This window comes from Pseudarthrobacter sp. MOO14, assembly GCF_058267675.1.
Genome location: NZ_CM177849.1, coordinates 2061546 through 2083604 on the forward strand (window position 1 = coordinate 2061546; position 22059 = coordinate 2083604).

Genomic DNA, 22059 nt, shown 5'->3' on the forward strand with positions numbered 1-22059 from the left:
GCCGCCGCACTAAGCTGGTGCCATGAGCTCTCCAGCCCCCGTGGTTCTCGTCTTCCTTGACCCTGCCTACCCTGACGGCAGGGTGGCCGACGCCGCCAAACCGCAGCTCCTGGTCACGGACCTGGGCGTCACGCGGGGGGACGGCATCTTCGAAACCATGCTGGCTGTCGGCGGAGCGGTCCGGAAGATGCAGGCCCACCTGGACCGGCTCGCAGGCTCCGCCCGCGCGCTGGACCTCGAGATTCCCGGGCAGGACGTGTGGCAGCGCGCCATCGCGGCCGCCGTTGCCCGGCACCGCGCCGGGAACCCGCCGTCGGACGCTGCCGCCGACGAACTGGTGGTCAAGCTGGTGGTGACCCGCGGCGTCGAGGGCGCCCCGGCCCCCACCGCCTGGGTGCAGGTCTCACCTGCCGGAGCGGCGGGCCGCCGCCAGCGGGAAACCGGCATCGACGTAATCCTGCTGGACCGCGGCTATGACAGTGACGTGGCCGAACGGGCCCCGTGGCTGCTCCTGGGTGCCAAGACGCTGTCCTACGCGGTGAACATGGCGGCCCTCCGGCACGCCCACAAGCAGGGCGCGGACGACGTCATCTTCACCTCATCCGACGGCCGCGTCCTGGAAGGGCCCACCTCCACCGTGCTGCTGGCCCACGTGGAAAAGTCCGACGACGGCACTGCGGTCAAGCGCCTCATCACGCCGCAGCTGGACAGCGGCATCCTGCCCGGAACGTCCCAGGGCGCGCTTTTCGCGGCGGCCAAGGCGGCGGGCTGGGAGCTGGGGTACGGCCCGCTGGAGCCCCGCGACCTGCTGGATGCGGATGCCGTCTGGCTGATCTCCAGCGTCCGGCTGCTGGCCCCCGTGAACCGTATCGACGGCAAGGAAATCGGCACGCCGGCCGTGCAGAAGGAACTGACAGCGGAGTTGAGCGGACTTTTCGCCGGGATCCAGTAGCCGCGCAACAGGGCCACCGGCCCCTTTTGCCCTCCCGGCTTCACCCGTAAGGTGTGGACCATGGACTCGCACAAGCTGCCGATCGAAAACCTCTCCTTTGACGACTGCTGGGAACTCCTCGCCAATGACACCGTGGGCAGGCTGGCCATCGTGGTGGACGAGCATCCCGAAATCTTTCCCGTGAACTACATCGTCCACCTGCGCAGCATCGTCTTCCGGACAGCGCCCGGTTCCAAGCTCTGGGGCGCCAAAATGGAGCGGCCGGCGGCGCTGGAGATCGACGGCTACGACCCCGCCACCGAAATGGCATGGAGCGTGGTGGTGCGCGGCGATACCGGGATCATCGAGGACCAGGCGGTAAAGGACCAAGTGGACGGCCTCGGTCTGGAACCGCGGCAGCCCGGCGAAAAGGCCAACTACGTCCGGCTGAACGCGAAGGCCCTGACCGGCCGCAGGTTCCAGGTCAACCGGCCGGATGTCTGGAACACCCGCGTGCAGGACCGGCGCAGGGCCTCGTTCGAATAATGCCCCGCCGCCCGCTTCCGTTCTAGCCGAGCGCTGCTGCCGCCTGCCGGGACAGCTGTGCTTCCAGTCCGGACAAGAGGATGGTGAGCCCCTGGTCAAGCTCGCTGGCGCCGTCGTAATCTGCCAAGGCCGGGGCCAACGCCCGCAGGTTGGGAAATTCCTTGGCGGGCAGGCGGTGGAGCCCCAGCCGCAGCAGCACCTCGTTCTCTTCGGGGTCCACCACGAACTCCTGCAGTTCGTTGAGGATGTGGCCGTAGAGGAAGCCGTAGTACACGCGGTAGACGTGCAGCGCGTCTGAGGGATCGAATCCGGCCGACACCAGCAGGGAAAGGATCTTCTCCAGCGGCCGCAGCGTGCCCAGCGGGCGCAAGCCGAGGGGCGTGGAGAGTGGCCTGGTCACCAACAGGGGCACCACGTTGGGATGCTGGAGCGCCAGGGTCCGCAGGTTGTGGGCGATCGCCCGCAACTGCGCCTTCCAGTCAGGGTCATCCTGCTGGATGGTGAGCTGGTCCAGCACCAGTTCCGAAACCCCGTCGAGCAAGGCAGCCCGATTCTCCGCATAGCGGTAAAGGCTCATCGGGTCCCTGCCGAGCTCCTGGCCCAGGCGGCGCATGGTCAATGCTTCGAGGCCTTCCGCATCCACCATTTCCAGCGCTTTGGCCAGCACGATGTCCCGGCTGAGCCTGGCCTTGGCCTTGCCGGTGCCGGATGGTTTAGGGGAAGTCATGAATTTGTCCTCGCTGCGGACAACTGACCCGAGATCATTCGAGAGGGTTGCCTCATATGTAGTCTACGGGTAAAGTCTACAGTGTAGACAGGCGTTGACGGCGCTCATGATCCCGGTTTCTTTCACAGGATTAATCTATGGACCCGATTGCCACCAGTGCAGGGCATCGAGGTTCGCTGCTGTAGCCGAACGGCGGCGCCACGCACTTAGCGAAGGGACGCCCTCATGGCACATTCCCAGTTTGATCTCTTTCTCCAAGACGCCACCTACTTCGACCAGACCTCCGAGTCCACCCTGGAACGCGACCGCTTCTACGGCCTGTACATGAGCTGGTGCTTCATCAACCAGCACCTGCCGGGTACGGAGACGACCTTCTGGTCAGCGATGAAGACGCGGTTGCCGGGCAGCCGCAAGGGCCTGCGCATGAAAGGTCCGGCTGCCGCCGACTACATCGTGTCCTCGTATCCCGAGCTGGTCTAGGACACATACCCTCCAAGGGATTCCCAGTCCTTACCTGGCAAGTGATCGAAATGCTGTGGCACCCACCGTGCCGCAGCATTTTTCATGCCCGGGCCATGGTTCCCCGGTGGAAGATGGGGCCTAGGTGGGAATGATCCGGAACAGGAACCTGGTGCGGACCATCACCCACAGCAGGCCCAGCACCACGGCGTACGCCACGGTGTTGAGGAAGACACTCTCCTGCTGGAGGGCGGGGATGTTGGCCACGACGGCGATCAGCACCACGTGCATGATGAAGACATAGAGCGTTGCGCGGCCCAGCGGGATCAGGAACCAGCCCAGCGCCCGCTCAACCGGTTTCCAGTAGGCGCTGAGGAACGCATACGCCGCCACCACCAGCAAGACGACGTTGAGCAGGCGGCCCGGAGCCAGGTAGGTCCGGCCAAAGAGGGCGTCATACATGGCCCGGTAGGTGGCGTCCGGCATCAGCGCCAGCCGGACGTCGTAGTTGTTGGCCAAGTAGGGGTTGCCCCAGGATAGGAAGGCCAGGGCGACTGCAGCCACCGTACAGGCGGCCACCACCCAGGCATGCGCCGACAACCACGCGATAATGCTGCGCCGGTGGTATCCCACCACGAGCCCCAGCACGAACAGCACCTGCCACACCAGCAGCGGAAAAGAGTCCTCGAACTGCGACGGCAAAATCCTGAACCTGGTTCCGGCCCCCACGGCGTACACCGCCAGCGATACCACCAGGACCCATACGGCCTTTCCGCGGTTCAAGAGGGCCAGGATCAAGGGGCTGGCCAGGAGCAGCACCACATACAGGCCCATCACGTTGAACTGCCAGGGCCCGAACTGCAACAGCAGGATGGCCGGCAGGACCTGGGGCGGCACCGGGAACTGGAACAGCGACGACATCCCGGCGTAGAGGTCGTACGTCCGGCCGGCACCGTTATGCCCGGCCCCGCCGGTCCCCTGGTCCACGAACGTGGTCAAGGCCTCGGTGTGGAAGAACGGAAGCTGCGCGACGAGGAAGACGCCGATCAGCACCGACAGCGCGGTCACATAGAGCTTCCCCGCCCGGCGGGAGGTGAGGTCCACAACCTTGCCGAAGTCTTCCTTGGCCTTCGGCCCGTAGACCATGCCCACCACCAGGCCGGAGAACAGCACGAAGAGTTCGGCACCCGATACGAAGCCCACGGCCTCCTGGGTGAGCAGCTGGAACAGCGAGACCAGGCCCAGGTGGTTGACCACCACGAAGACAATGGCCATCCCGCGCAGCAGATCCACGCGCGAGTCCCTGTTTCCCGGCTCCTGGTAGCTCCATGCGGTGGCGGCGTTGACCCGGCGGGGAATCTGCCACAGCGCCGCCAGGAGGATGGCCATCGCCACGGCCACGGTCCAGACCGCAGCCCCGGACAGGGTGTTGGCCCGGACATACGATCCGTCCGCGGCCACATCGGTGACCGGCCCGGTGACCACAGCAGAGGACTTCAGCCGGTCCAGCGCAGCTTTGGCGATGGCGGGATTTCCGGTGAGCAGCCAGTCGATGCTGGCCACGCCGGTATCCCGGGTGCTGGTGCGCTCGTCCCACACCACCGCCGCCGTCCTGGCGAAAGCCGGCGAGGTGGCGGTACCCACCACCTGGTCCCACCAGGCCGTCTTGATATCCGCCTCCGGCGGTCCGCCCGCGGCAGGGCTGTAGAACGCCGACGTCTGGAGCAGTAGCGGCTTCCTGCGGACCTCCGCGTAGGCACTGTAGAAGTTCTCGCTGCCCGCGCCGGTCAGCATCTCCTGGAGTTCACCGGCACGCGGCACGGTGTTAACGGCAGCGGCGCCGGCAGTGTCGTCATGGTAGGCAGTCAGGCCCACCCAGTCCACGGCGTCGTCCCCCGGATAGTAGGGGGCGTAGGCGGCGTCGGAGCCGTTCCAGGCGCCGTCGCCGTTGGTGTCCAGGAGGGCGAAGCCGTCACTTCCAGGCTGCGGGGCATTCCTGCTCCGGTCAAAGGGGTAGTCCTTGCCCAGGTACGGCGCCCAGACCATGGCGGCCCGGCCGCCGTCGTCCTTTTTGACCGCTGCCGCGACCGCCTTGAAGGCCTCCCGGTAGGCGGCCGGCTGCTGCCCCCAGGCCACCCAGCTCGAGTTCATGTCCGGCGCAAACCGGATCAACAGCCGGCCCTTGAACCCGGAGGCCAGGTCGCGGACCTTGCCGGCGAAGGCTTCCGCTTCGGAGGCGCCGATCTGGTCCAGCGGCACCGTGGGCTTCACGGTGAGCATGGCGTGGGCGCCCTTGGCCGAGGCCTGCTGCAGGAACCCCTCGATGTTGTTCTGGTCCGAGTCGCGGAACGGCAGGCCGATGTCGTGGCCAAACACGGCCGGGCTCGCACCCAGCCGGTCGGAGAATCCAGCGGCGGTATCCTCGCCCCATTCAAGGACGGCACCCAGCCACGGCTTGCCTTGGTCCGGTTCCGCGGAGGCCGCCTGCGCAGCACCGGCGGGCGCCAGCAGCGCCAGGAGCACGACGACGGCGGCGGCCAGGAACGCCCCGGGGGAACGGTGACGGGCACGACGACGGCCGGCCTGGTGGTGCGATGTTGCTGCTCGCATGCTGGCAAGACCCCCCGGTACTCCCACTGTGACGGCAGGGCGGCGCCCCCGGTAGAAACTTTATCGGCCCGGCCGCCCTGCCGCGTTCCCGTGACGCGGTGGTCGCGGGCTCTCAATTACGGAACATGACGACGGCGGCCGTGCGGCTTGGCGGCGCAGGTGTTACGTTTTTGGGGAGTAATGAGTACCGGTGTTAAGCCCTGACTGGCCGGTCGGCAACCCTCCTCTCGCGGCGGGGTGCCTCAGGTGAATACTTGGCATATCGACCGATTCGAGCTGCAAGCGTGAAAGAAGGAGATCCGTCGTGTCTGACGCACCCGCCCCTGACGAAAAATTGTCCTACCGCCTGATTACGGGCCCGGACGACCGCTCCTTCTGTGAGCGGATCTCGGCTGCGCTTGCGGACGGTTACGTCCTGCACGGCAGCCCGGCGGCCACTTTCAACGGCAGCAGCGTCATCGTGGCCCAGGCCGTTGTCCTCCCGGCCGCCATCGCGTCGGCTGACGCCGCGGTGGCCACGGCTGTTGACGACCTGGAAGGCGAGTTCGACGGCGAGGGCCACGCATGAGCTACGCGGGAGACCTGACGCCGCAGGAAGCGTGGGCCAAGCTGGAGCAGGGCGCCATCCTGGTGGACGTCCGCACCGAGGGCGAATGGGCCCACATTGGCATTCCGGATACCAAGGCAACGGACAACGATCCGCTCTTCATCCAGTGGACCTTCCCCGGCGGCATCCCCAACCCCGATTTCGTGAAGGACCTCAAGGAGCAGGCGCCTGAGGACCCGGGCGCTGAGCTCGTGTTCCTTTGCCGTTCGGGCCAGCGATCCATCGCCGCGGCCGTGGCGGCCACCCAGGCCGGCTTCACTTCCTACAACGTCCTGGAGGGCTTCGAGGGGGAACCTGACCGCTACGGCGAACGGACCGTCAACGGCTGGAAGAACCGCGGCCTGCCCACCAACCTCGGAAAGAACTAAGTGACTTTCAATCAAGATGCCCCCGGCTGGAGCCCCGACACCCAGGCTGTCCGCGGCGGGCTGGACCGCACCAACTTCCAGGAAACCTCAGAGGCCGTCTTCCTGAATTCCGGGTTCGTCTACGAATCCGCGGCCGCGGCCGAACGCGCCTTCACCGGCGAGGACGAGCGCTTTGTGTACTCGCGCTACGGCAACCCGTCCGTGGCCACCTTCCAGGAACGGCTCAGGCTGCTGGAAGGCACCGAGGCCTGCTTCGCGACGGCGTCGGGCATGTCCGCGGTGTTCACGGCCCTGGGCGCGCTGCTTGCAGCCGGTGACCGCGTGGTGGCCGCCCGCTCACTGTTCGGGTCATGCTTCGTGATCCTGAACGAGATCCTGCCGCGGTGGGGAGTGGAAACGGTCTTCGTCGATGGCCCGGACCTGGACCAGTGGCGCGAGGCCCTGTCCAAGCCCACCACCGCCGTCTTCTTCGAATCCCCGTCCAACCCGATGCAGGAAATCGTGGACATCGCCGCGGTGAGCGAACTGGCCCATGCCGCCGGCGCCACGGTAGTTGCGGACAATGTCTTCGCCACTCCCCTGCTGCAGCGCTGCGGGGACCTGGGCGCGGACGTCATCGTGTACTCCGGCACCAAGCACATCGACGGGCAGGGCCGGGTCCTGGGCGGTGCCATCCTGGGCACCAAGGAGTTCATCGACGGCCCGGTGAAGCAGCTGATGCGCCACACAGGTCCGGCGCTTTCGGCGTTCAACGCCTGGGTCCTGACCAAGGGCCTGGAAACCATGAGCCTGCGCGTCCGGCACTCCTCGGCCACCGCCCTGCGGCTCGCTGAATGGCTCGAGGAGCAGCCTGCCGTGAGCTGGGTGAAGTACCCGCTGCTGACATCGCACCCGCAGTATGAGCTGGCGGCGAAGCAGATGAGCGCCGGCGGCACGGTCCTCACCCTTGAGCTGGCGCCCTCGGGCGGCCGCTCCGGCAAGGAGGCGGCCTTCGCCCTGTTGGACGGGCTGCGGATCATCGACATCTCCAACAACCTGGGCGATTCGAAATCCCTGATCACCCACCCCGCCACCACCACCCACCGCGCCATGGGGCCGGAGGGGCGGGCCGCCATTGGCTTGAGCGACGGCGTGGTCCGGCTCTCCGTGGGGCTCGAGGACGCGGACGACCTCATCCGCGACCTGGAACAGGCCCTGAAGCAGATCTAAGGCGTCAGGCCTGGCGGACCCGCAGCAGTTCCGGGGTGTCTTCCACGCCGGAAAGATCCAGGGCGCCGCGCATGGTGGCGTCTACGGCGTGCCGGACCACTGCACCGAAGCCCATATCCTCGGGAGGCGGTCCGGCCAGCGCCCTGTCGCGGGCCCGGCGCTGCTCGGCGGCCCCTGTCCCGCGGGCGATGATGTGCTCCACGCCCTGCCGGGCCATGGCCAGTTCGCCCTGTTCCTGAAGGACAGGCGCCAGGTAATCCACCAGGGAACGGGCTACGTCCGCGGCCGGGGCCGGGCGGAAGTTCCCAAAGTCCAGGAGCTCGCCGCCGAGTCCCGAACTGCTGGCCTGCCAGGAGGCCATCCGCAGCAGGACAGTGGGCACCGGCGCCGGGTCCACGCCCTCGCGCCATTCCCTGCCGGCCGATTCCACCAGGGCGCGGACCAGCACGGCGATCAAGGCTGCATCCTCGGCGCGGAGGCAGACGTCCGCCACCCGCACCTCCACGGTGGGGTGGTTGCGGGAGAGCCGCGCGTCGAAATACAGCATCCCTTCATCGAGCATCACGCCGGTGTCCAGCAGCCGGGTGACCACCCTCCGGTAGGCGGGGTACGTCCCGTAGATCGCGGCCGGGCCGGACGTCGGCCACCGGTTCCAGGCCTGGGTACGGTAGCTTTCGAACCCGGTGGGGACGCCGTTCCAGTACGGCGAGTTGGCGCTCAACGCCGTCAGCACCGCCAGCTTGTCGCGGATCCGGTCCAGGACCGCCACGCCCTCTTCCGGCGATTCGATGTAGGTGTGCACGTGGAAACCGCAGGTCAGCTGTTCCTGCGCCGTGAGGCCAAAGCGCTCCAGCATCCTGGCGTAGCGAGGGTCCGGCGTGGTGTGGCTGGCGGATGCCAGCGGAGACGTGGCCAGCGCAGCCACCCTGGCTCCGTTCTTGGCGGCCGCCTGATTGGCCATGGCGCGGCCGGCCCTGATCTGCTCGAGCAGGGCCCCGGACTCCAGGCAGGGCTTTGTCTGCGTCTCGATCTGCTCAAGCTTCAGCTCGGCACTGAGGCCCATCTCGTCGTCGTGATCCGCCTGCTTCCCGGAGTGGTGGAGGTCCGGGTCCACCGGGAGATCGTCCGCAGCGACACGGTGTCCGGCGAGGAGGGCGTCCGCCAGGGCAAGCGGCTCCCCGGACTCCGGATCAACAATCAGGAGTTCTTCCTCGACGCCGAAAGTACGCATACGAACATTCTGCGTCAGGGCCAGGAAATTCCGGGCGCAGCTGCTGATCATGACGAAGCATGAACGCCTAGTCCTGGAAGTACTCCACCTTGGCGCCGATGGTGTTGAGGCGTTCCGCCAGGTCCTCGTAGCCGCGTTCGATCACGTAGATGTTGCGCAGCTCGGAGACGCCCCGTGCGGCGAGCATGGCCAGCAGCAGGCAGGCAGCGGGGCGGAGCGCCGGCGGGCAGCCCACCTCCGCGGCACGCCACTTGGTGGGTCCGTTGACGTAGATCCGGTGCGGGTCCAGCAGCTGCACCTGCGCACCGAGCCGGTTCAGCTCTGTCAGGTAGATGGCACGGTTTTCGTACACCCAGTCGTGGATCATGGTCTGCCCGTGGGCGTTCGCGGCGATCACGGCAAAGAAAGGCAGGTTGTCGATGTTCAGCCCGGGGAACGGCATGGGGTGGATCTTGTCCTCGGGCGCGCGCAGCTCCGACGGCTTGGTAGTCACGTCCACCAGCCGGGTGCGCCCGTTGCGGGCCATGTATTCGCCGGAGATTTCGAGCTTCTGCCCCATCTGGCCCAGGGTGGCCAACTCGATTTCCATGAACTCGATGGGTACCCGGCGGACCGTGACCTCGGAATTGGTGACGATGCCGGCCGTAATCAGGCTCATGGCCTCAATCGGGTCCTCGGACGGGAAATACTCGATCTCGGCGTCGATCACGGGCCGGCCGGTGATCCGGAGCGTGGTGGTTCCCACGCCCTCGATAGCCACCCCGAGCATCTGCAGGTAGAAGCAGAGGTCCTGCACCATGTAGTTGGGGCTGGCGTTGCGGATCACGGTTGTTCCCGGCCGGTGGGCCGCCGCCATGATCGCATTCTCGGTAACGGTGTCCCCCCGTTCGGTGAGGACGAAGGAACGGTCCCTGGTGTCCGCGGGAGGCGCCTGGACCGTGTAGAAACCGGCGGTGGCTTCCACCGAGAGCCCGAATTCGCGCAGTGCCTGCATGTGGGGTTCCACCGTGCGGGTGCCGAGGTCGCAGCCGCCGGCGTAGGGCAGCCGGTACTCCCGTGACTCGTCCAGGAGGGGGCCCAGCAGCATGATGACGCTGCGGGTTCGCCGGGCCGCGTCAACGTCCATCCCTTCCAGGTCCAAGACGGCCGGGCGGCGCAGGCGCAGATCAGTGTCGTTGAGCCAGGTGCATTCCACGCCGATGCTGGTCAGCACTTCAACGATGCGGTTAACTTCTTCGATCCGGGCGAGGCGGCGGAGCACGGTGGTGCCCCGGTTGATCAGGCTGGCGCACAGCAGCGCCACGCCGGCGTTCTTGCTGCTGTTGACATCCACCGCGCCGGAGAGGGTGCGGCCGCCCTCCACCCGCAGGTGCGTCATCCTGGGCTTGCCCACGTTGACGATGCTCCGGTCGAAGATGGTCTCCAGCCGCTGGATCATCTTGAGGCTGAGGTTCTGCTTGCCTTGTTCCATCCGGGCGACGGCGCTTTGGCTGGTTCCGAGTTCGGAAGCCAACTGGCCTTGGGTCCAGCCCTTCTCAGTCCGGGCGTTCCTCAACATGGCGGCGACGTGGCCGGCGGTCTCCTGAGTCATGACGCGAATATATCATAAATGAGATAGAAGGTCGCGGTATGGCCATCCGAGGGAGTATCCGGGGTGACCTACCCGCTACATGCGATAGTACCGGCAGGTAACCCTGCTAGCTGCCCAGCCACACCATGTTCCAACGGCCCGCGGCAAGCGCCGCACCGAGGGCGCACCCGGCGATCAGGACGCCACCGCCTACCACCCACAGGTCCAGCACACTGAACGTCGATTCGCGGGCCCAGGTTCGCTGCCCGCCGCCGAAACCCCGCGCTTCCATGGTCACGGCAAGCCTCGACGCGCGGCGGATCGCCTGCACCAGGAGCCCGAAACTTTGGCCCAGGGTCGCCTTCACCCGCTGGACCACGTTGCCGCGCGACCCCACGCCGCGGGCACGCCGGGCCATCCCGATGGTCTGCCATTCCTCGGCCATGAGCCCCACCAGGCGCATCGCCGCCAGGGTTCCCAGGACGAACCGGTGCGGCAGGCGCGCCTTCTGTGCCAGCGCATCGGCAAGGTCCGTCGGATCGGTGCAGCTCATCAGGAGCACCGCCGGAAGGGCGATCGCGAAGCCCCGCAGCAGGAAGCCGATGCCCAGCTGGAGGGAGCCTTCGCTCATGGTCCAGATGCCGGCGTCGAGCAGGATCCTCCCGCTGTCCGGCGCCAGGATGGACGTGCTCCAGCCGCCGATGGCGGCGGCGAGGATCAGCGGCCAGCCCCGCTGCCAGAGCAGGGACACGGTGAGGCCGGCCAGGGGAAACAGGATCAGTTCGAAGACCAGCGCCACGGACGCGGACACCCAGTCGATGGACAGCGCCAGGACCGCGGTGATCATCACGACGGCGGCAAATTTGCTCAGCGGGTTGGCCCGGGCAAGGAGGGCGCGGTTGCCGTCCAGGGTCAGCTGCTGCCTCATGGCGCCACCGGTTCCGTGGCGGCCATCCGCAGCTCGGCCCCGCCCAAAGCCCGGGTGAATTCGGCGTCGTGGGTCACGGACACCACGGCCGTGCCGGCGTCCAGGAGTTCGGAGAGGAACGAGGCCAGCTCCGCCCAGGTGTTGGCGTCCTGCCCGAACGTCGGCTCGTCCAGGACCAGCACCTGCGGGCTGGCGGCCAGGACCGTGGCCACGGACAGCCGACGCTTCTCACCGCCGGACAATGTGTAGGGATTGGCGTCCACCAGCTGGGTGAGCCGCAGCCGCTCCAGCAGTTCCTCCACCCGGTCCTCGCCGTGGCCCAGGTGCCGCGGCCCGAACAGCAGCTCGTCCAACACCTTGCCCGTCACGAACTGGTGCTCCGGTTCCTGGAACACGGTGCCCACCCGTGAGATCAACTGCTCTGCCTTCCACGCGTAGGGGTCGATCCCGGCACCGCGGCTAAGGTCCACGGCGGCCGACACCTTTCCGGACACCGGTTCAAGGAGCCCGGCAAGGGTCAGTGCGAACGTTGATTTTCCGGCGCCGTTCGGGCCGGTGACGGCCAGCGCCTGGCCGGCCCGGACCTGCGCGGCAACACCCTCCTGGACAGGAACCGGCGGAATCTTCCGGAAGCCTTTGCGGCGGGGACGCTCGCGGGAGACCGCCAGGTCTTCGGCTGCAAGCAGGAGGTTGCCGGTTACGGCGGCCGGGATGCCGGACCGGCGGCGGGTGGCCGGCACATACCCCGGCACCCAGACTCCGGCCGCCGTCAGCATGGCCCGGGCCTCGCTGAGCACCCGGTCCGGAGGTCCGTCCAGGAGCACGGCGGGATCCGAGGCGGAGCCCGGCTGCAGGACCACGATCCGGTCCACCAGGTCCTTCCAGACGGAAACCCGGTGCTCCACCACCACCAAAGTGGCCCCGGTCTTGTCGAGGCAGCGTGCCACGGCGTCCCGGACCTCCAGGACGCCGTCCGGGTCAAGGTTGGCGGTGGGCTCGTCCAGCAGGATCAGCCCGGGACGCATCGCCAGGATGCCCGCCAGCGCCAGGCGCTGTTTCTGACCGCCGGAGAGGGCCGACGTCGGGTGGTCCAGCGGGAGGTGGGACAGTCCGACGTCGGCAAGCGCCTCGTGCACGCGCGCCCAGATGGCGTCGCGGGGCACGGCAAGGTTCTCGGCGCCGAAGGCGACGTCGTCCCCTACCCGGGAGAGGACCACCTGCGTCTCCGGGTCCTGCTGCATCAGGCCGGAGCGGCCGCGACGCTCGAGGGGCGGGGCGCCGTCAACCAGCAACGAACCGGACTCGTCCGCATCGCCGGCCTCGCCGTCGTCGTTGATGTCGCCCAGGACCCCGGCGAGGGCATGCAGGAGCGTCGACTTCCCGGCACCCGAGGGACCGAGCAGGAGTACCCGCTCGCCGGGGCGGATATCCAGGTCGAGGGCGTGGACGGCAGGTTTGGCCCTGCCGGCATGCCGCCAGCCCCAGCCGCGGGCCGTGACGGCGGCAGGGCGCACGCCTCCTGCGGCGTCCTGGGAAGGTGCCATCAGGAGAAAACTGGCTCCGTTGCAGCCTTGCGGGACGCGAAGGAACTCAGCACCCCGGTGCGGGCCAGGCCGCGGGTGGCGAGCCAGGACAACGCGCCCGCCAGCACCGCGCCGGACACCGTGGTCAGGACGATATAGGCGAGCTTGTCCGCCCCGGAGTAGGCAATGTTCCAGCCCCACGGTGCGAATGAGTCATTCAGGCCGCAGAAGAAGCCCGCGGCCGCCCCCGCCACGAGGGAGACGGGCAGGTTGAACTTGCGGTAGACGAAGACCGCGAAGATGATTTCCGCGCCCAACCCCTGGATGAAACCGGAGAAAAGGACGGAGGCGCCATACTGGGAACCCATTAGGAGCTCGCCCGTTGCGGCCACGGTTTCGCAGAACAGGGCGGCTCCGGGTTTGCGGATGATGAGCATTCCCAGCACGCCGGGAATCATCCAGCCGCCGGCCAGGATCCCGGTCAGGGGCGGGTAGGCGGCGTTCATGGGGGCCGACAGGGCGGCGGCGCCCTGGTCCCAGGCCCAGAAAATGACTCCGCCGGCGATGGCCACCAGGGCCGCCACCACGATGTCGACGACGCGCCAGGACTTACTGGTGGTCTTCTTGATTGCAGCAGTACTCATGTGATCCTCCTGGGTAACAGGAGGGGAAAGTGGCTCCGGCTGGCGGACTGTTGCCGGTCCGGCCGGACACTTTGAGAACTCGACTCCCTTGCGCCGGTACTAACCGGATCAGGTTCGAGGGTCTGCGGCTGTCCCGCACTCTCAGCGCCCACCTGCGGTTCCCGGCATGGCCAGGTTGTCCGACGGCGGCGCTCCCCTGTCGTTTTTGAATGTTGATGTTCGCGTGTAAATACTGCCCGGTTTGGGCGTGGTCAAGTTTACACCTGGCGGGGGCTGGGCGGCGGCCATGCCGGCTGTTGAACCGGATGTGACCGCGGACCGCCGTCAGCGGGCCCGAGAGGATGCCGGCCATGCCCTTGCCCGGACCGGTCCGGGTGTACGGCTAGGCTGGAGACAGTCCGTTTTCCGCCCGCAAGGAGTACTAGGAATGAACCTCTTCATCAAGCTGCTCGGTACCGCGGTGAGCCTGGGCGCAGGCCTGGTCGGCACCAAGCTCGTCAACACCATCTGGGAAAAGACCACCGGGCAGAAGCCGCCCAGCGGCAAGGGCGAGGACGTGCCCACCAGCCTGCGGTCGGCCTTGACCTTCGCACTGATCTCCGCCTCCGTCAGCGCCATCATCCAGGTCCTGGCCAACCGGGGCACCCAGCGCGCCATCACCCGCTTCGCCAAGACGCAGGACATCGTCTAGCTACTGGCGGTTTTCGCCGTCGTCGCGGTTGTCCGTCAGGGCAGCCTCGGCGGCGGCTTTTTGCACTACGGCCTCAAGCTCATCGGCGGCGAGCAGCTCCCGGTGCAGGTGCTTGGTGCGGTAGCCGGCCCGGCCCACCATGTGCGCGGACACCGGCACCGTGAGCAGCTGGAAGATCCAGGCCACCACCAGGACCGGCCAAACCCACCAGCTGCGCATCTGCAGCCCAATGGCTGCCAGCAGCAGGAACAGGCCCAGGACCTGCGGCTTGGTGGCGGCGTGCATGCGGCTCATCAGGTCCGGGAAGCGGAGCAGCCCGATGGCGGCGCCCAGGGACAGGAGCGCACCCGCCACCATGAACACCGCGGAGGCAAGGTCGATCCACGCGTCCGCGCCGGAAAAGTCAGGATTCATGGGGGTTCACCCTCCGGTCGGCGACGAACCGGGCCACCGTGACCGACCCGATGAACCCAATGATGGAGATGGCCACCACCAGCATCAGGTTGTTCAGGTGCCGGTTCACGGCCATGTCCACGCACAGGGCCCCGCCCAGGATGGCGAGCAGGACATCGGCCGCAAGGACCCGGTCCAGCAGCGAAGGGCCGCGGGCAATCCTGATGATGGCCCCGCCCGCGGCGAGGGAGAAGATGACGGCCGTGACCGCCAGGACAACAGGCATCATGCAGACGCCTCCATTCGGACGGCTTCAAGTTCTTCGGCGGAACCCATGATGCGGATCAGGCCCGCTTCGATGGACCGGACCTCGTTCCGCAGGCCCTCGATGTCCTGCTTGGAGGTGATGTTGAGTGCGTGCAGGTACAGGGTGGAGGCCGGGCGGTCCACCTCCACCACCAGGGAGCCGGGAATCAGGGAGATCACGTGCCCGGTGGCGGTGACGATCAGGTCCTGGTGGCTCCGGAGCTTCACCGCGACGACGGCGTTGGTCACCTTGGGTCCGCGGACGGTGGCCAGGTACAGGACCTGGCCGCTGGCGACCACCACTTTCGCCAGGAAGGCAAAGGCGAAGGGCACGGCGTACAGGATGTTGAACCGGCCGCTGAGTTCCACCGGCGGAAGGTAGAACAGCCTGGCAACGCCTACCGCCAGCAGGGCACCGAAGAGCAGGTTCCCGGGGCTGAAGTCCTGCCACAGGGCGCCCCACACGATCACCAGCCACACCAGGAGGGGAAGCTCCTGCCGCAGCGAAATCCGTTTGCGGCTCATCGTCCTCCTCCCGTCACGGTGGCCGGAACGGCGGTATTGCTGCCGAGGACCGACTGGATGTAGGGGGCCCGGTCCAGCATGTCCCGCGCAGCCTGGTCGGAGAGCCCGAACAGCGGCCCGGCGAACACGGTGAGCGCGACGCCGAGCACCACCAGGCCAAGGGTTGATCCCACCATGGTGCGCGGCAGGAGCGTGACCGTGTTGAGTTTGGCGCCCGGACCGGCGGCGCGCCCCGAGGGGCCGGCCAGCAGCACGGGGTCCGGATGTTCGGCGTCCTCCGGCTTCCGCCAGAACGCCCGGTTCCATACGCGGGCAATGGCCAGCAGCGTCAGCAGGCTGGTCAGCACCCCGCCGATCACCAGTGCGTAGGCCAGCGGGGTCCCCAGCTCAATGCCGGCCTGCAGCAGCCCCACCTTGCCGAGGAACCCGGAGAACGGGGGGATGCCGGCCAGGTTCATGCCGGGGATGAAGAACAGCATTGCCAGCAGGGGCGAGAGCTTGGCCAGGCCGCCCAGCCGGTCAACGGAGGAGCTGCCGCCGCGGCGTTCGATCAGGCCGGTCACCAGGAACAGGCTGGTCTGGATGGTGATGTGGTGGGCCACGTAGAAGACCGCAGCCGCCAGCCCGGCCACGGAGGACATGGCCAGCCCGAACACCATGTACCCGATGTGGCTGACCAGGGTGAACGAGAGCAGACGTTTGATGTCGCTTTGCGCCAGCGCACCAAGGATGCCCACCACCATGGTCAGCAGCGCCACCACCATCAGTGGCGTGTTCAGGGTGTCGCCGGGGAACAACAGCGTCTCGGTCCTGACCATGGCGTATACGCCCACCTTGGTCAACAGGCCGGCGAACACGGCGGTGACGGGTGCCGGCGCCGTGGGGTAGGAGTCGGGGAGCCAGAAGGACAGCGGGAAGACGGCGGCCTTGATGCCGAACGCCACCAGCAGCATGACGTGCAGCAGGGTCCTGGTGCCTTGGTCCAGGTCGCCCAGTTTGAGGGCGAGGTCAGCCATGTTGACGGTGCCGGTTGCGCCGTACACCATGGCGATGGCGATCAGGAACAGCACGGAGGACACCACCGACACCACCACGTAGGTGACGCCGGCGCGGATCCGGGGCCCGGTGCCGCCCAGGGTCATCAGCACGTAGCTTGCGGTCAGCAGGATCTCGAAGCCGACGTAGAGGTTGAAGAGGTCGCCGGAGAGGAACGCGTTGGACACCCCCGCCACCAGGATCAGGTAGGTGGGGTGGAAGATCGAGACCGGTGCGTCTTCGTCGCCGTCGGCCATGCCTTGCCCGGTGGCGTACACCAGCACGGCGAGGCTCACTGCCGAGGAGACCACCAGCATCAGCGAGGAGAACTGGTCCACCACCATCACGATGCCCCAGGGCGGCAGCCAGCCGCCGATGGTCACCGCGGCGGTCCCGCTGTTCCACGCGGACGCCAACAGGAGGCATTCGAGGGCCAGGGTGAGTGACAACAGTCCGATGCTGACCGCCCGCTGGGCCCGGGAGTGCCGGATCAGGAGGAAGGTCAGTGCGGCGCCCAGGATGGGAAGGACGACGGCGAGCGGGGCCAGGCTGGCGATGTTCACTTTTTGCCGCCTTCCGGGCCGGATTCGATGGTGAGCGAGCCGGGCTGTTCTTCCGCGGCTGCCTGTTCGGCCGGCATTTCCCGGCCTCCCGCCGTGACGGTGGCGAGCGGAAACTCGGATGTTTCGGCCGGGATTTCGGCGTCGTCCTCCGCGTCGAAGCTCGGTGTTTCCGCCACCCGGAGGTCCTCCACGTCGTCCTGGATATCGTCCTGGCGGGCCAGGACCCACGTGCGGTAGATGATGCCCAGCATGAACGCCGTGACGGCGAAGGAGATCACGATCGAGGTCAGGATCAAGGCTTGCGGCAGGGGGTCGTTGTAGTCACCGGCGGGGGTGTCCTTGGTGAAGAACGGAGCCAGGCCGGCGTATCCCCCGGTGGAGAGGATCAGCAGGTTGGTGGCGTTGGCCAGCAGCATCAGCCCCAGCAGGACGCGGGTGAGGCTGCGTTCGAGGATCAGGTAGATGCCGCAGGCATAGAGGGCGCCCATGACGATCAGCAGGGTCAGGTTGACGCTCATGCGTTGCCCTTTGCGGTGGTCTCGGCAGGAATACGGTCCGGTTCCTGGTCCTGCTGTGCCGGTTCAGGCCCGGCCGCAGCGGACCGTTCTTCCATGTGTTCATCGATCTCGGCACCCAGGCTGCGCAGCACGTCGAGCACCAGGCCCACCACCACCACGTACACGCCGATATCGAAGATGGTGGAGGTGACGAACTTGATGTCGCCGAAGACGGGCAGCCACACCTCGATGATGGCGGACTGGAACACCTGGCCGCCCAACAGCAGGGGCGTCACGCCGGAGGCAGCGGCCAGGGCCAGGCCGGTGCCCAGCAACGCACCGGCGCTCAGCGGTGCGGCTTCCCTCAGTTCGAACCGCCCGCCGGCCAGGTAGCGGATGGTCAGGGCCAGGCCGGCGGTCAGGCCGCCGGCGAAACCGCCGCCGGGCAGGTTGTGGCCGGCCAGCAGCAGGTAGAGCGAGAAGATGATCATCGAGTGGAACATCAGGCGGGTGACCACCTCGAAGATGATGGAGCGGCGTTCCGGGGCGAGGGTCCTGCCCGCCACGATCCAGGCGTCCCGTGCCGAGGCGGCGAACTTCCGGCTGATGGCCAGCGCCGCACCGTCGCGGGACCCGGGGTCCACGCCGTGGTACCGCCCCACGGTGCCCTCGGCAACGGAGGCGGACCGTTGCAGGCGGTCTCCGCGGCCGCGGACGAAGATCAGGCTGGCCACGCCGGTGGCGGCCAGGGCCAGGACGCTGATCTCACCGAATGTGTCCCACGCCCGGATGTCCACGAGCGTCACGTTCACCACGTTCAGGCCGCCGCCGCCCTCGTAGGCGAGCTGCGGGAACTGCAGGGACACCGGGATGGCGGTCCTGGCTCCCATGGCGAAGATAGCGGCGAACACCATGGTCACGCCGAAGCCCAACCCGATGATGACGCGCAGCACCCGGTACTTTCCGCCGGTGCGGTCACGAAGCTCAGGAGGAAGGCTGCGCATGGCCAGGACGAACGCCACCAGGATGATGGTTTCCACCAGCATCTGGGTCAGGGCAAGGTCGGGGGCGCCCTGCAGGGCGAACATGAGGGCGATGCCGTACCCGGTGACGGAGACCATCAGCACCGCCAGGAAGCGCTTGTTGGCCTTGACGGCGGCAAGGGCGCCAATCACGATGCCCGCGCCGGCCACGAGCTGCAGCGGCGAGTGCGGGTCCACGAGGTAGATGTCCTGCGGCAGGGCATTGCCGCTGAGCAGGATGGCGGTGAGCGGCAGGACGAACGCCACGCTGAGGATTACGGCGAGGTAGAAGTAGAGGGAACCGCGCTGGGTCCGGCCCGTGATCCAGACGGCGGCGTCGTCCAGGGCGCCGATGGTGAGCTGGTAGCCCCGGTCGCCGTCCACCCAGCCCGGAACCCGTGCCTGCACCCTGGCCACGGCGTTGCGGCCGACGTACATCGCCAGGCCCAGCACGAACGTGACGGCCGTCAGCCCCAGTGCCGGGGTGAAACCGTGCCACAGCGCCAGGTGGCCGGCCTGCTCAGCCGGCGTTCCGGCGTCGGGCGCCGTGGAGGCGAACAGCGCCGCGTAAGGCTGGATCCAGGCGTCAACCGGTACCGGCCAGAGCCCGTAGGCGATGGTCAGGAGGCTCAGGACCGCGGGCGCGGCAAGGAAGGAGGGCCGGATGGCTTTGAACGGGGTGGGCTCCACGCCGGGCTTCGCCGCGAAGGCACCCCACATGAACCTGGCGCTGTAGGCGAAGGTCAGGATGGATCCCACCACCAGGCCGGCCAGCACCACCATGCCCCACGGACCGGCATGCGGGCCGGTGGCGTGGTGCACGAACGCTTCGAGTACCGATTCCTTGGCCACAAACCCGGCCAGCAGCGGCACCCCGGCCATGGAGGCCGCACCGATGCCCGCCACGATGCCCAGGGCCCGCGAGGACCGGAAGACGCCGGAGAGTTTCCGCACATCACGGGTCCCGGACTGGTGGTCGATGATGCCCACCACCAGGAACAGCGTGGCCTTGAACAGGCCGTGGGCCAGCAGCATTGCAAGCCCGGCCAGGGCGGCGTCCGGTGTCCCCAGGCCCACCACCATGGTGAGGAAGCCCAGCTGGCTGACGGTGCCGTAGGCAAGGATCAGCTTGATGTCGGTCTGCCGGAGCGCCCGGTAGCCTCCCACCAGCATCGTGGCCAGGCCCAGGCCCAGGACCACGGGCTGCCAGTACGCCGTCTCCGCAAAGCCCGGGGCAAGGCGGGCCACCAGGTAGATTCCCGCCTTGACCATCGCCGCCGCGTGCAGGTAGGCACTGACGGGGGTCGGCGCAGCCATGGCACCGGGGAGCCAGAAATGGAACGGGACCAGCGCGGACTTGGTGATGGCACCCACCAGGATGAGCACGACGGCGGCGCCCACCGTGGCGCCTGACGGTCCGGAGACCAGCGCGGCCGCTTGCTCCAGGATGCTGGAGATGCGGTAGGTCCCTGCGGTGTAGCCCAGCATGATCAGGCCCACCAGCATGGCCAGGCCACCGGCCGTGGTGACCATGAGCGCCTGCAGGGCGGACCGGCGGGCCGCGAGCCGGGTCCTGGCGAACCCGATCAGGAGGTAGGACAGGATGGTGGTGAGTTCCCAGAAGATGAACAACAACAGCAGGTCATCGGCCAGCACCAGGCCGAACATGGCGCCGGCGAAGGCAAGCAACTGCGCGCCGAACGCACCGAGGTCCTGGTCTTTCCGTTTGAAATACCGGGCGCAATAAAGCAGCACCAGCGCACCGACACCCAGCACCAGCAGTGACATCACCCAAGCCAGCGCGTCCATCCGGAACGCAAACTCAAGGTGGAGGCCGGGAATCCATTCAAAGACTTCGGATACTGCGCCGGACCCGGAATAGACGGCGTCGTGCTGGAAGGCCAACCAGGCGAAGGAAACAGCCGGGACGGCCGCCAACGCGTAGAACGCATTCCGGCCCCAGGCCCTGAAGAGGAAAGGCGCCAGGACAGCCACCGAAAAGTGCACGGCAAGGACTGTTATCACTGGTATCTCCGCAACGTCAGGGATTCGATTGTCAAAAGTTGGAGCAGGCGGCAAGAAAGTTAGATCCGGGAGGCTCCAGTTTACCAAGGCCCCGGCACCACCTTTTCTTGTGCGGGGTGGGCCGGGCGGCGAATTCCCCCACGTCACAGGGCTGTGCTCCGCCGGGTGTTCGCCACGGGCGGATACGATTCAACGTATGAACAGCGCCAGCGCTCAGGGGGCAATGCGGCCTGCCTCGGAACTTGAGTCCGGAACCCGGACTTCCACCAAGCGCCGCATCCTGGCGTGGGCCTCCTGGGACTGGGGTTCGGCGGCCTTCAACGCGGTCATGACCACGTTCGTGTTCACCGTCTACCTGACGTCCAACGCCTTCGGCGGGGAGGACAGTGCTTCCGCGGTCCTGGGCTCCGCCCTGGCTGTTGCCGGATTGGCCATCGCGCTCCTGGCTCCGGTCACCGGCCAGCGCTCGGACGCGGGCGGCCGCCGCAAGCTGTGGCTGGGAGTGAACTCGGCCGCCGTCGCCATCCTTACCGCCCTGTGCTTCTTCGTGTTTCCGCACCCGGAATTCCTGCTTCCCGGCGCCTGCCTGATTGCGCTGGGCAATGTGTTCTTCGAGTTCGCCGGCGTGAACTACAACGCCATGCTGGCCCAGGTTTCCACGCCGCAGAACATCGGGAGGGTCAGCGGGTTCGGCTGGGGCGCGGGCTACGTCGGCGGAATCGTGGCCCTCCTGATCGTCCTGCAACTGTTCGTCCAACCGGCTTTCGACTGGGTCGGGGCGTCCACCACGGACAGCCTGAACATCCGGTTGGTAGCTGTCTTCTCCGCGCTCTGGTTTTTCGTCTTCGCCCTTCCGGTGTTGTTCGCCGTTCCCGAACTGCCCCGCGGCACCAATACCGCCCGCCTGGGCTTCCTGGCCAGCTACGGGCTGCTGTTCCGGCGCATCAAGGCCATCTACGCCACCAGTCCGCACACCATTTACTTCCTGCTGGCCAGTGCCGTCTTCCGGGATGGGCTGGCCGCCGTCTTCACCTTTGGCGGCATCATCGCGGCCGGGACCTTCGGCTTCGCTCTGTCGCAGGTCATCTTCTTCGCGATCTTCGGGAACGTGGTGGCGGCCATCGGTGCCGTGATCGGCGGCTTCCTGGATGACAAAGTGGGCCCCAAGGCCGTCATTGCGGGTTCCTTGGTGGGGCTCCTGGCCGCCGGGACCGCCATCCTGGTGCTGGGCAACGGAAACTATTCCTTCTTCGGCATGAATTGGGCGGGGAGCACCACGTTCTGGGTGTTCGGACTGTTCCTCTGCCTGTTCGTCGGCCCGGCCCAGTCCTCATCCCGCGCCTACCTGGCCCGCCTGGCGCCGCATGGGGAATCGGGAGAGCTCTTCGGGCTGTACGCCACCACCGGACGCGCCGTCAGCTTCCTGGCCCCCGCACTCTTCACCCTCTGCATCACCGTGGCCACCCCGCTGGTGCCAGCCGGGCAGGCCCAGCGCTGGGGCATCCTGGGCATCATGGTGGTGCTCCTGGCCGGGCTTCTGGTCCTGCTGCCGGTGAAGTCACCGGACAAGGCCCCCATCGCCGTGGTCCCCACTGCCTGACCCTCCCTCAGGCACCCGGCCAGGGCCCGGGCCCGGTGTTGCCAGGCAG

21 protein-coding genes and 2 riboswitches are annotated in these 22059 nt (G+C 67.5%); of the genes, 8 read left to right on the plus strand and 13 right to left on the minus strand.

Annotated features, from left to right (window positions below; translation table 11 throughout):
- Positions 1-22 precede the first annotated feature (22 nt).
- Together AC4EEV_RS09720 and AC4EEV_RS09725 are read left to right on the plus strand one after the other, a co-directional pair.
- Positions 23-952 (plus strand): aminodeoxychorismate lyase, encoded by a 930-nt coding sequence (locus tag AC4EEV_RS09720; RefSeq protein WP_491330784.1) that lies wholly within the window; start codon positions 23-25, stop codon positions 950-952.
- A gap of 60 nt (positions 953-1012) precedes the next feature.
- Positions 1013-1477 (plus strand): pyridoxamine 5'-phosphate oxidase family protein, encoded by a 465-nt coding sequence (locus AC4EEV_RS09725; protein ID WP_491330785.1) that lies wholly within the window; start codon positions 1013-1015, stop codon positions 1475-1477.
- Between the two features lie 22 nt (positions 1478-1499).
- On the opposite strand, the gene AC4EEV_RS09730 is transcribed toward AC4EEV_RS09725, so the two are convergent.
- Positions 1500-2204 carry a TetR/AcrR family transcriptional regulator C-terminal domain-containing protein gene (locus AC4EEV_RS09730; RefSeq protein WP_109045510.1) on the minus strand — a complete coding sequence of 235 codons (705 nt, stop codon included), beginning with the start codon at positions 2202-2204 and terminating at the stop codon, positions 1500-1502.
- A 225-nt stretch (positions 2205-2429) separates the two neighbouring features.
- On the opposite strand from AC4EEV_RS09730, the gene AC4EEV_RS09735 reads away from it, so the two are divergent.
- Positions 2430-2684, plus strand: a complete 255-nt coding sequence (locus AC4EEV_RS09735) for a hypothetical protein (protein WP_018760737.1) — start codon at positions 2430-2432, stop codon at positions 2682-2684.
- A 120-nt stretch (positions 2685-2804) separates the two neighbouring features.
- On the opposite strand, the gene opgC is transcribed toward AC4EEV_RS09735, so the two are convergent.
- Positions 2805-5273 carry an OpgC domain-containing protein gene (opgC, locus tag AC4EEV_RS09740; protein WP_491330786.1) on the minus strand — a complete coding sequence of 823 codons (2469 nt, stop codon included), beginning with the start codon at positions 5271-5273 and terminating at the stop codon, positions 2805-2807.
- A gap of 176 nt (positions 5274-5449) precedes the next feature.
- Positions 5450-5564: riboswitch (SAM riboswitch) on the plus strand.
- A 13-nt stretch (positions 5565-5577) separates the two neighbouring features.
- Between opgC and AC4EEV_RS09745 the strand changes: the two genes are divergently transcribed.
- The 3 genes from AC4EEV_RS09745 to AC4EEV_RS09755 are packed head-to-tail and all read left to right on the plus strand — an operon-like array spanning position 5578 to position 7457.
- Entirely contained in the window at positions 5578-5841 is a 264-nt protein-coding gene (locus AC4EEV_RS09745) for a DUF1737 domain-containing protein (RefSeq protein WP_018760735.1), read from the plus strand.
- Positions 5838-6248, plus strand: a complete 411-nt coding sequence (locus AC4EEV_RS09750) for a rhodanese-like domain-containing protein (RefSeq protein WP_018760734.1) — start codon at positions 5838-5840, stop codon at positions 6246-6248. Before AC4EEV_RS09745 ends, AC4EEV_RS09750 begins: the two co-directional genes overlap by 4 nt.
- The gene (locus AC4EEV_RS09755; protein WP_018760733.1) at positions 6249-7457 is read left to right on the plus strand and encodes an O-succinylhomoserine sulfhydrylase; all 1209 of its coding nucleotides are present in this window, start codon (positions 6249-6251) and stop codon (positions 7455-7457) included.
- Positions 7458-7461: 4 nt separating this feature from the next.
- Here the strand turns inward: AC4EEV_RS09755 and AC4EEV_RS09760 are convergent, their stop codons facing one another.
- The 5 genes from AC4EEV_RS09760 to AC4EEV_RS09780 all read right to left on the minus strand — a co-directional run bounded on the left by AC4EEV_RS09760 (position 7462) and on the right by AC4EEV_RS09780 (position 13353).
- Entirely contained in the window at positions 7462-8688 is a 1227-nt protein-coding gene (locus tag AC4EEV_RS09760; protein WP_109045745.1) for a glutamate--cysteine ligase 2, read from the minus strand.
- Positions 8689-8755: 67 nt separating this feature from the next.
- On the minus strand, positions 8756-10279 hold the full coding sequence (locus tag AC4EEV_RS09765; protein WP_018760731.1) for a UDP-N-acetylglucosamine 1-carboxyvinyltransferase: 1524 nt from the start codon (positions 10277-10279) through the stop codon (positions 8756-8758).
- 106 nt (positions 10280-10385) lie between these two features.
- Complete coding sequence (locus AC4EEV_RS09770) at positions 10386-11186, minus strand: energy-coupling factor transporter transmembrane component T family protein (RefSeq protein ID WP_491330787.1); 801 nt, start codon at positions 11184-11186, stop codon at positions 10386-10388.
- The gene (locus AC4EEV_RS09775; protein ID WP_491330788.1) at positions 11183-12730 is read right to left on the minus strand and encodes an ABC transporter ATP-binding protein; all 1548 of its coding nucleotides are present in this window, start codon (positions 12728-12730) and stop codon (positions 11183-11185) included. The genes AC4EEV_RS09770 and AC4EEV_RS09775 overlap by 4 nt, the downstream gene beginning before the upstream one ends.
- Positions 12730-13353, minus strand: a complete 624-nt coding sequence (locus tag AC4EEV_RS09780) for an ECF transporter S component (protein ID WP_018760728.1) — start codon at positions 13351-13353, stop codon at positions 12730-12732. Before AC4EEV_RS09780 ends, AC4EEV_RS09775 begins: the two co-directional genes overlap by 1 nt.
- 67 nt (positions 13354-13420) lie before the next feature.
- A riboswitch (TPP riboswitch) is annotated at positions 13421-13561 on the minus strand.
- Positions 13562-13780: 219 nt separating this feature from the next.
- Between AC4EEV_RS09780 and AC4EEV_RS09785 the strand changes: the two genes are divergently transcribed.
- Positions 13781-14044: a DUF4235 domain-containing protein gene (locus AC4EEV_RS09785; protein ID WP_018760727.1), complete on the plus strand. Its 264-nt coding sequence runs from the start codon at positions 13781-13783 to the stop codon at positions 14042-14044.
- Here the strand turns inward: AC4EEV_RS09785 and mnhG are convergent, their stop codons facing one another.
- The 6 genes from mnhG to AC4EEV_RS09815 are packed head-to-tail and all read right to left on the minus strand — an operon-like array spanning position 14045 to position 20410.
- Positions 14045-14458, minus strand: coding sequence for a monovalent cation/H(+) antiporter subunit G (mnhG, locus tag AC4EEV_RS09790; protein WP_018760726.1), 414 nt, complete (start codon positions 14456-14458; stop codon positions 14045-14047).
- Positions 14448-14726, minus strand: a complete 279-nt coding sequence (locus tag AC4EEV_RS09795) for an MrpF/PhaF family protein (RefSeq protein WP_018760725.1) — start codon at positions 14724-14726, stop codon at positions 14448-14450. Before AC4EEV_RS09795 ends, mnhG begins: the two co-directional genes overlap by 11 nt.
- Positions 14723-15268: a Na+/H+ antiporter subunit E gene (locus AC4EEV_RS09800; RefSeq protein WP_018760724.1), complete on the minus strand. Its 546-nt coding sequence runs from the start codon at positions 15266-15268 to the stop codon at positions 14723-14725. Before AC4EEV_RS09800 ends, AC4EEV_RS09795 begins: the two co-directional genes overlap by 4 nt.
- The gene (locus AC4EEV_RS09805; RefSeq protein WP_018760723.1) at positions 15265-16866 is read right to left on the minus strand and encodes a Na+/H+ antiporter subunit D; all 1602 of its coding nucleotides are present in this window, start codon (positions 16864-16866) and stop codon (positions 15265-15267) included. Before AC4EEV_RS09805 ends, AC4EEV_RS09800 begins: the two co-directional genes overlap by 4 nt.
- Positions 16863-17384, minus strand: coding sequence for a Na(+)/H(+) antiporter subunit C (locus AC4EEV_RS09810; protein WP_133831922.1), 522 nt, complete (start codon positions 17382-17384; stop codon positions 16863-16865). Before AC4EEV_RS09810 ends, AC4EEV_RS09805 begins: the two co-directional genes overlap by 4 nt.
- Positions 17381-20410 (minus strand): Na+/H+ antiporter subunit A, encoded by a 3030-nt coding sequence (locus tag AC4EEV_RS09815; RefSeq protein WP_491330789.1) that lies wholly within the window; start codon positions 20408-20410, stop codon positions 17381-17383. The genes AC4EEV_RS09810 and AC4EEV_RS09815 overlap by 4 nt, the downstream gene beginning before the upstream one ends.
- 196 nt (positions 20411-20606) lie before the next feature.
- On the opposite strand from AC4EEV_RS09815, the gene AC4EEV_RS09820 reads away from it, so the two are divergent.
- The gene (locus tag AC4EEV_RS09820; protein WP_491330790.1) at positions 20607-22010 is read left to right on the plus strand and encodes an MFS transporter; all 1404 of its coding nucleotides are present in this window, start codon (positions 20607-20609) and stop codon (positions 22008-22010) included.
- Positions 22011-22059: the final 49 nt, after the last annotated feature.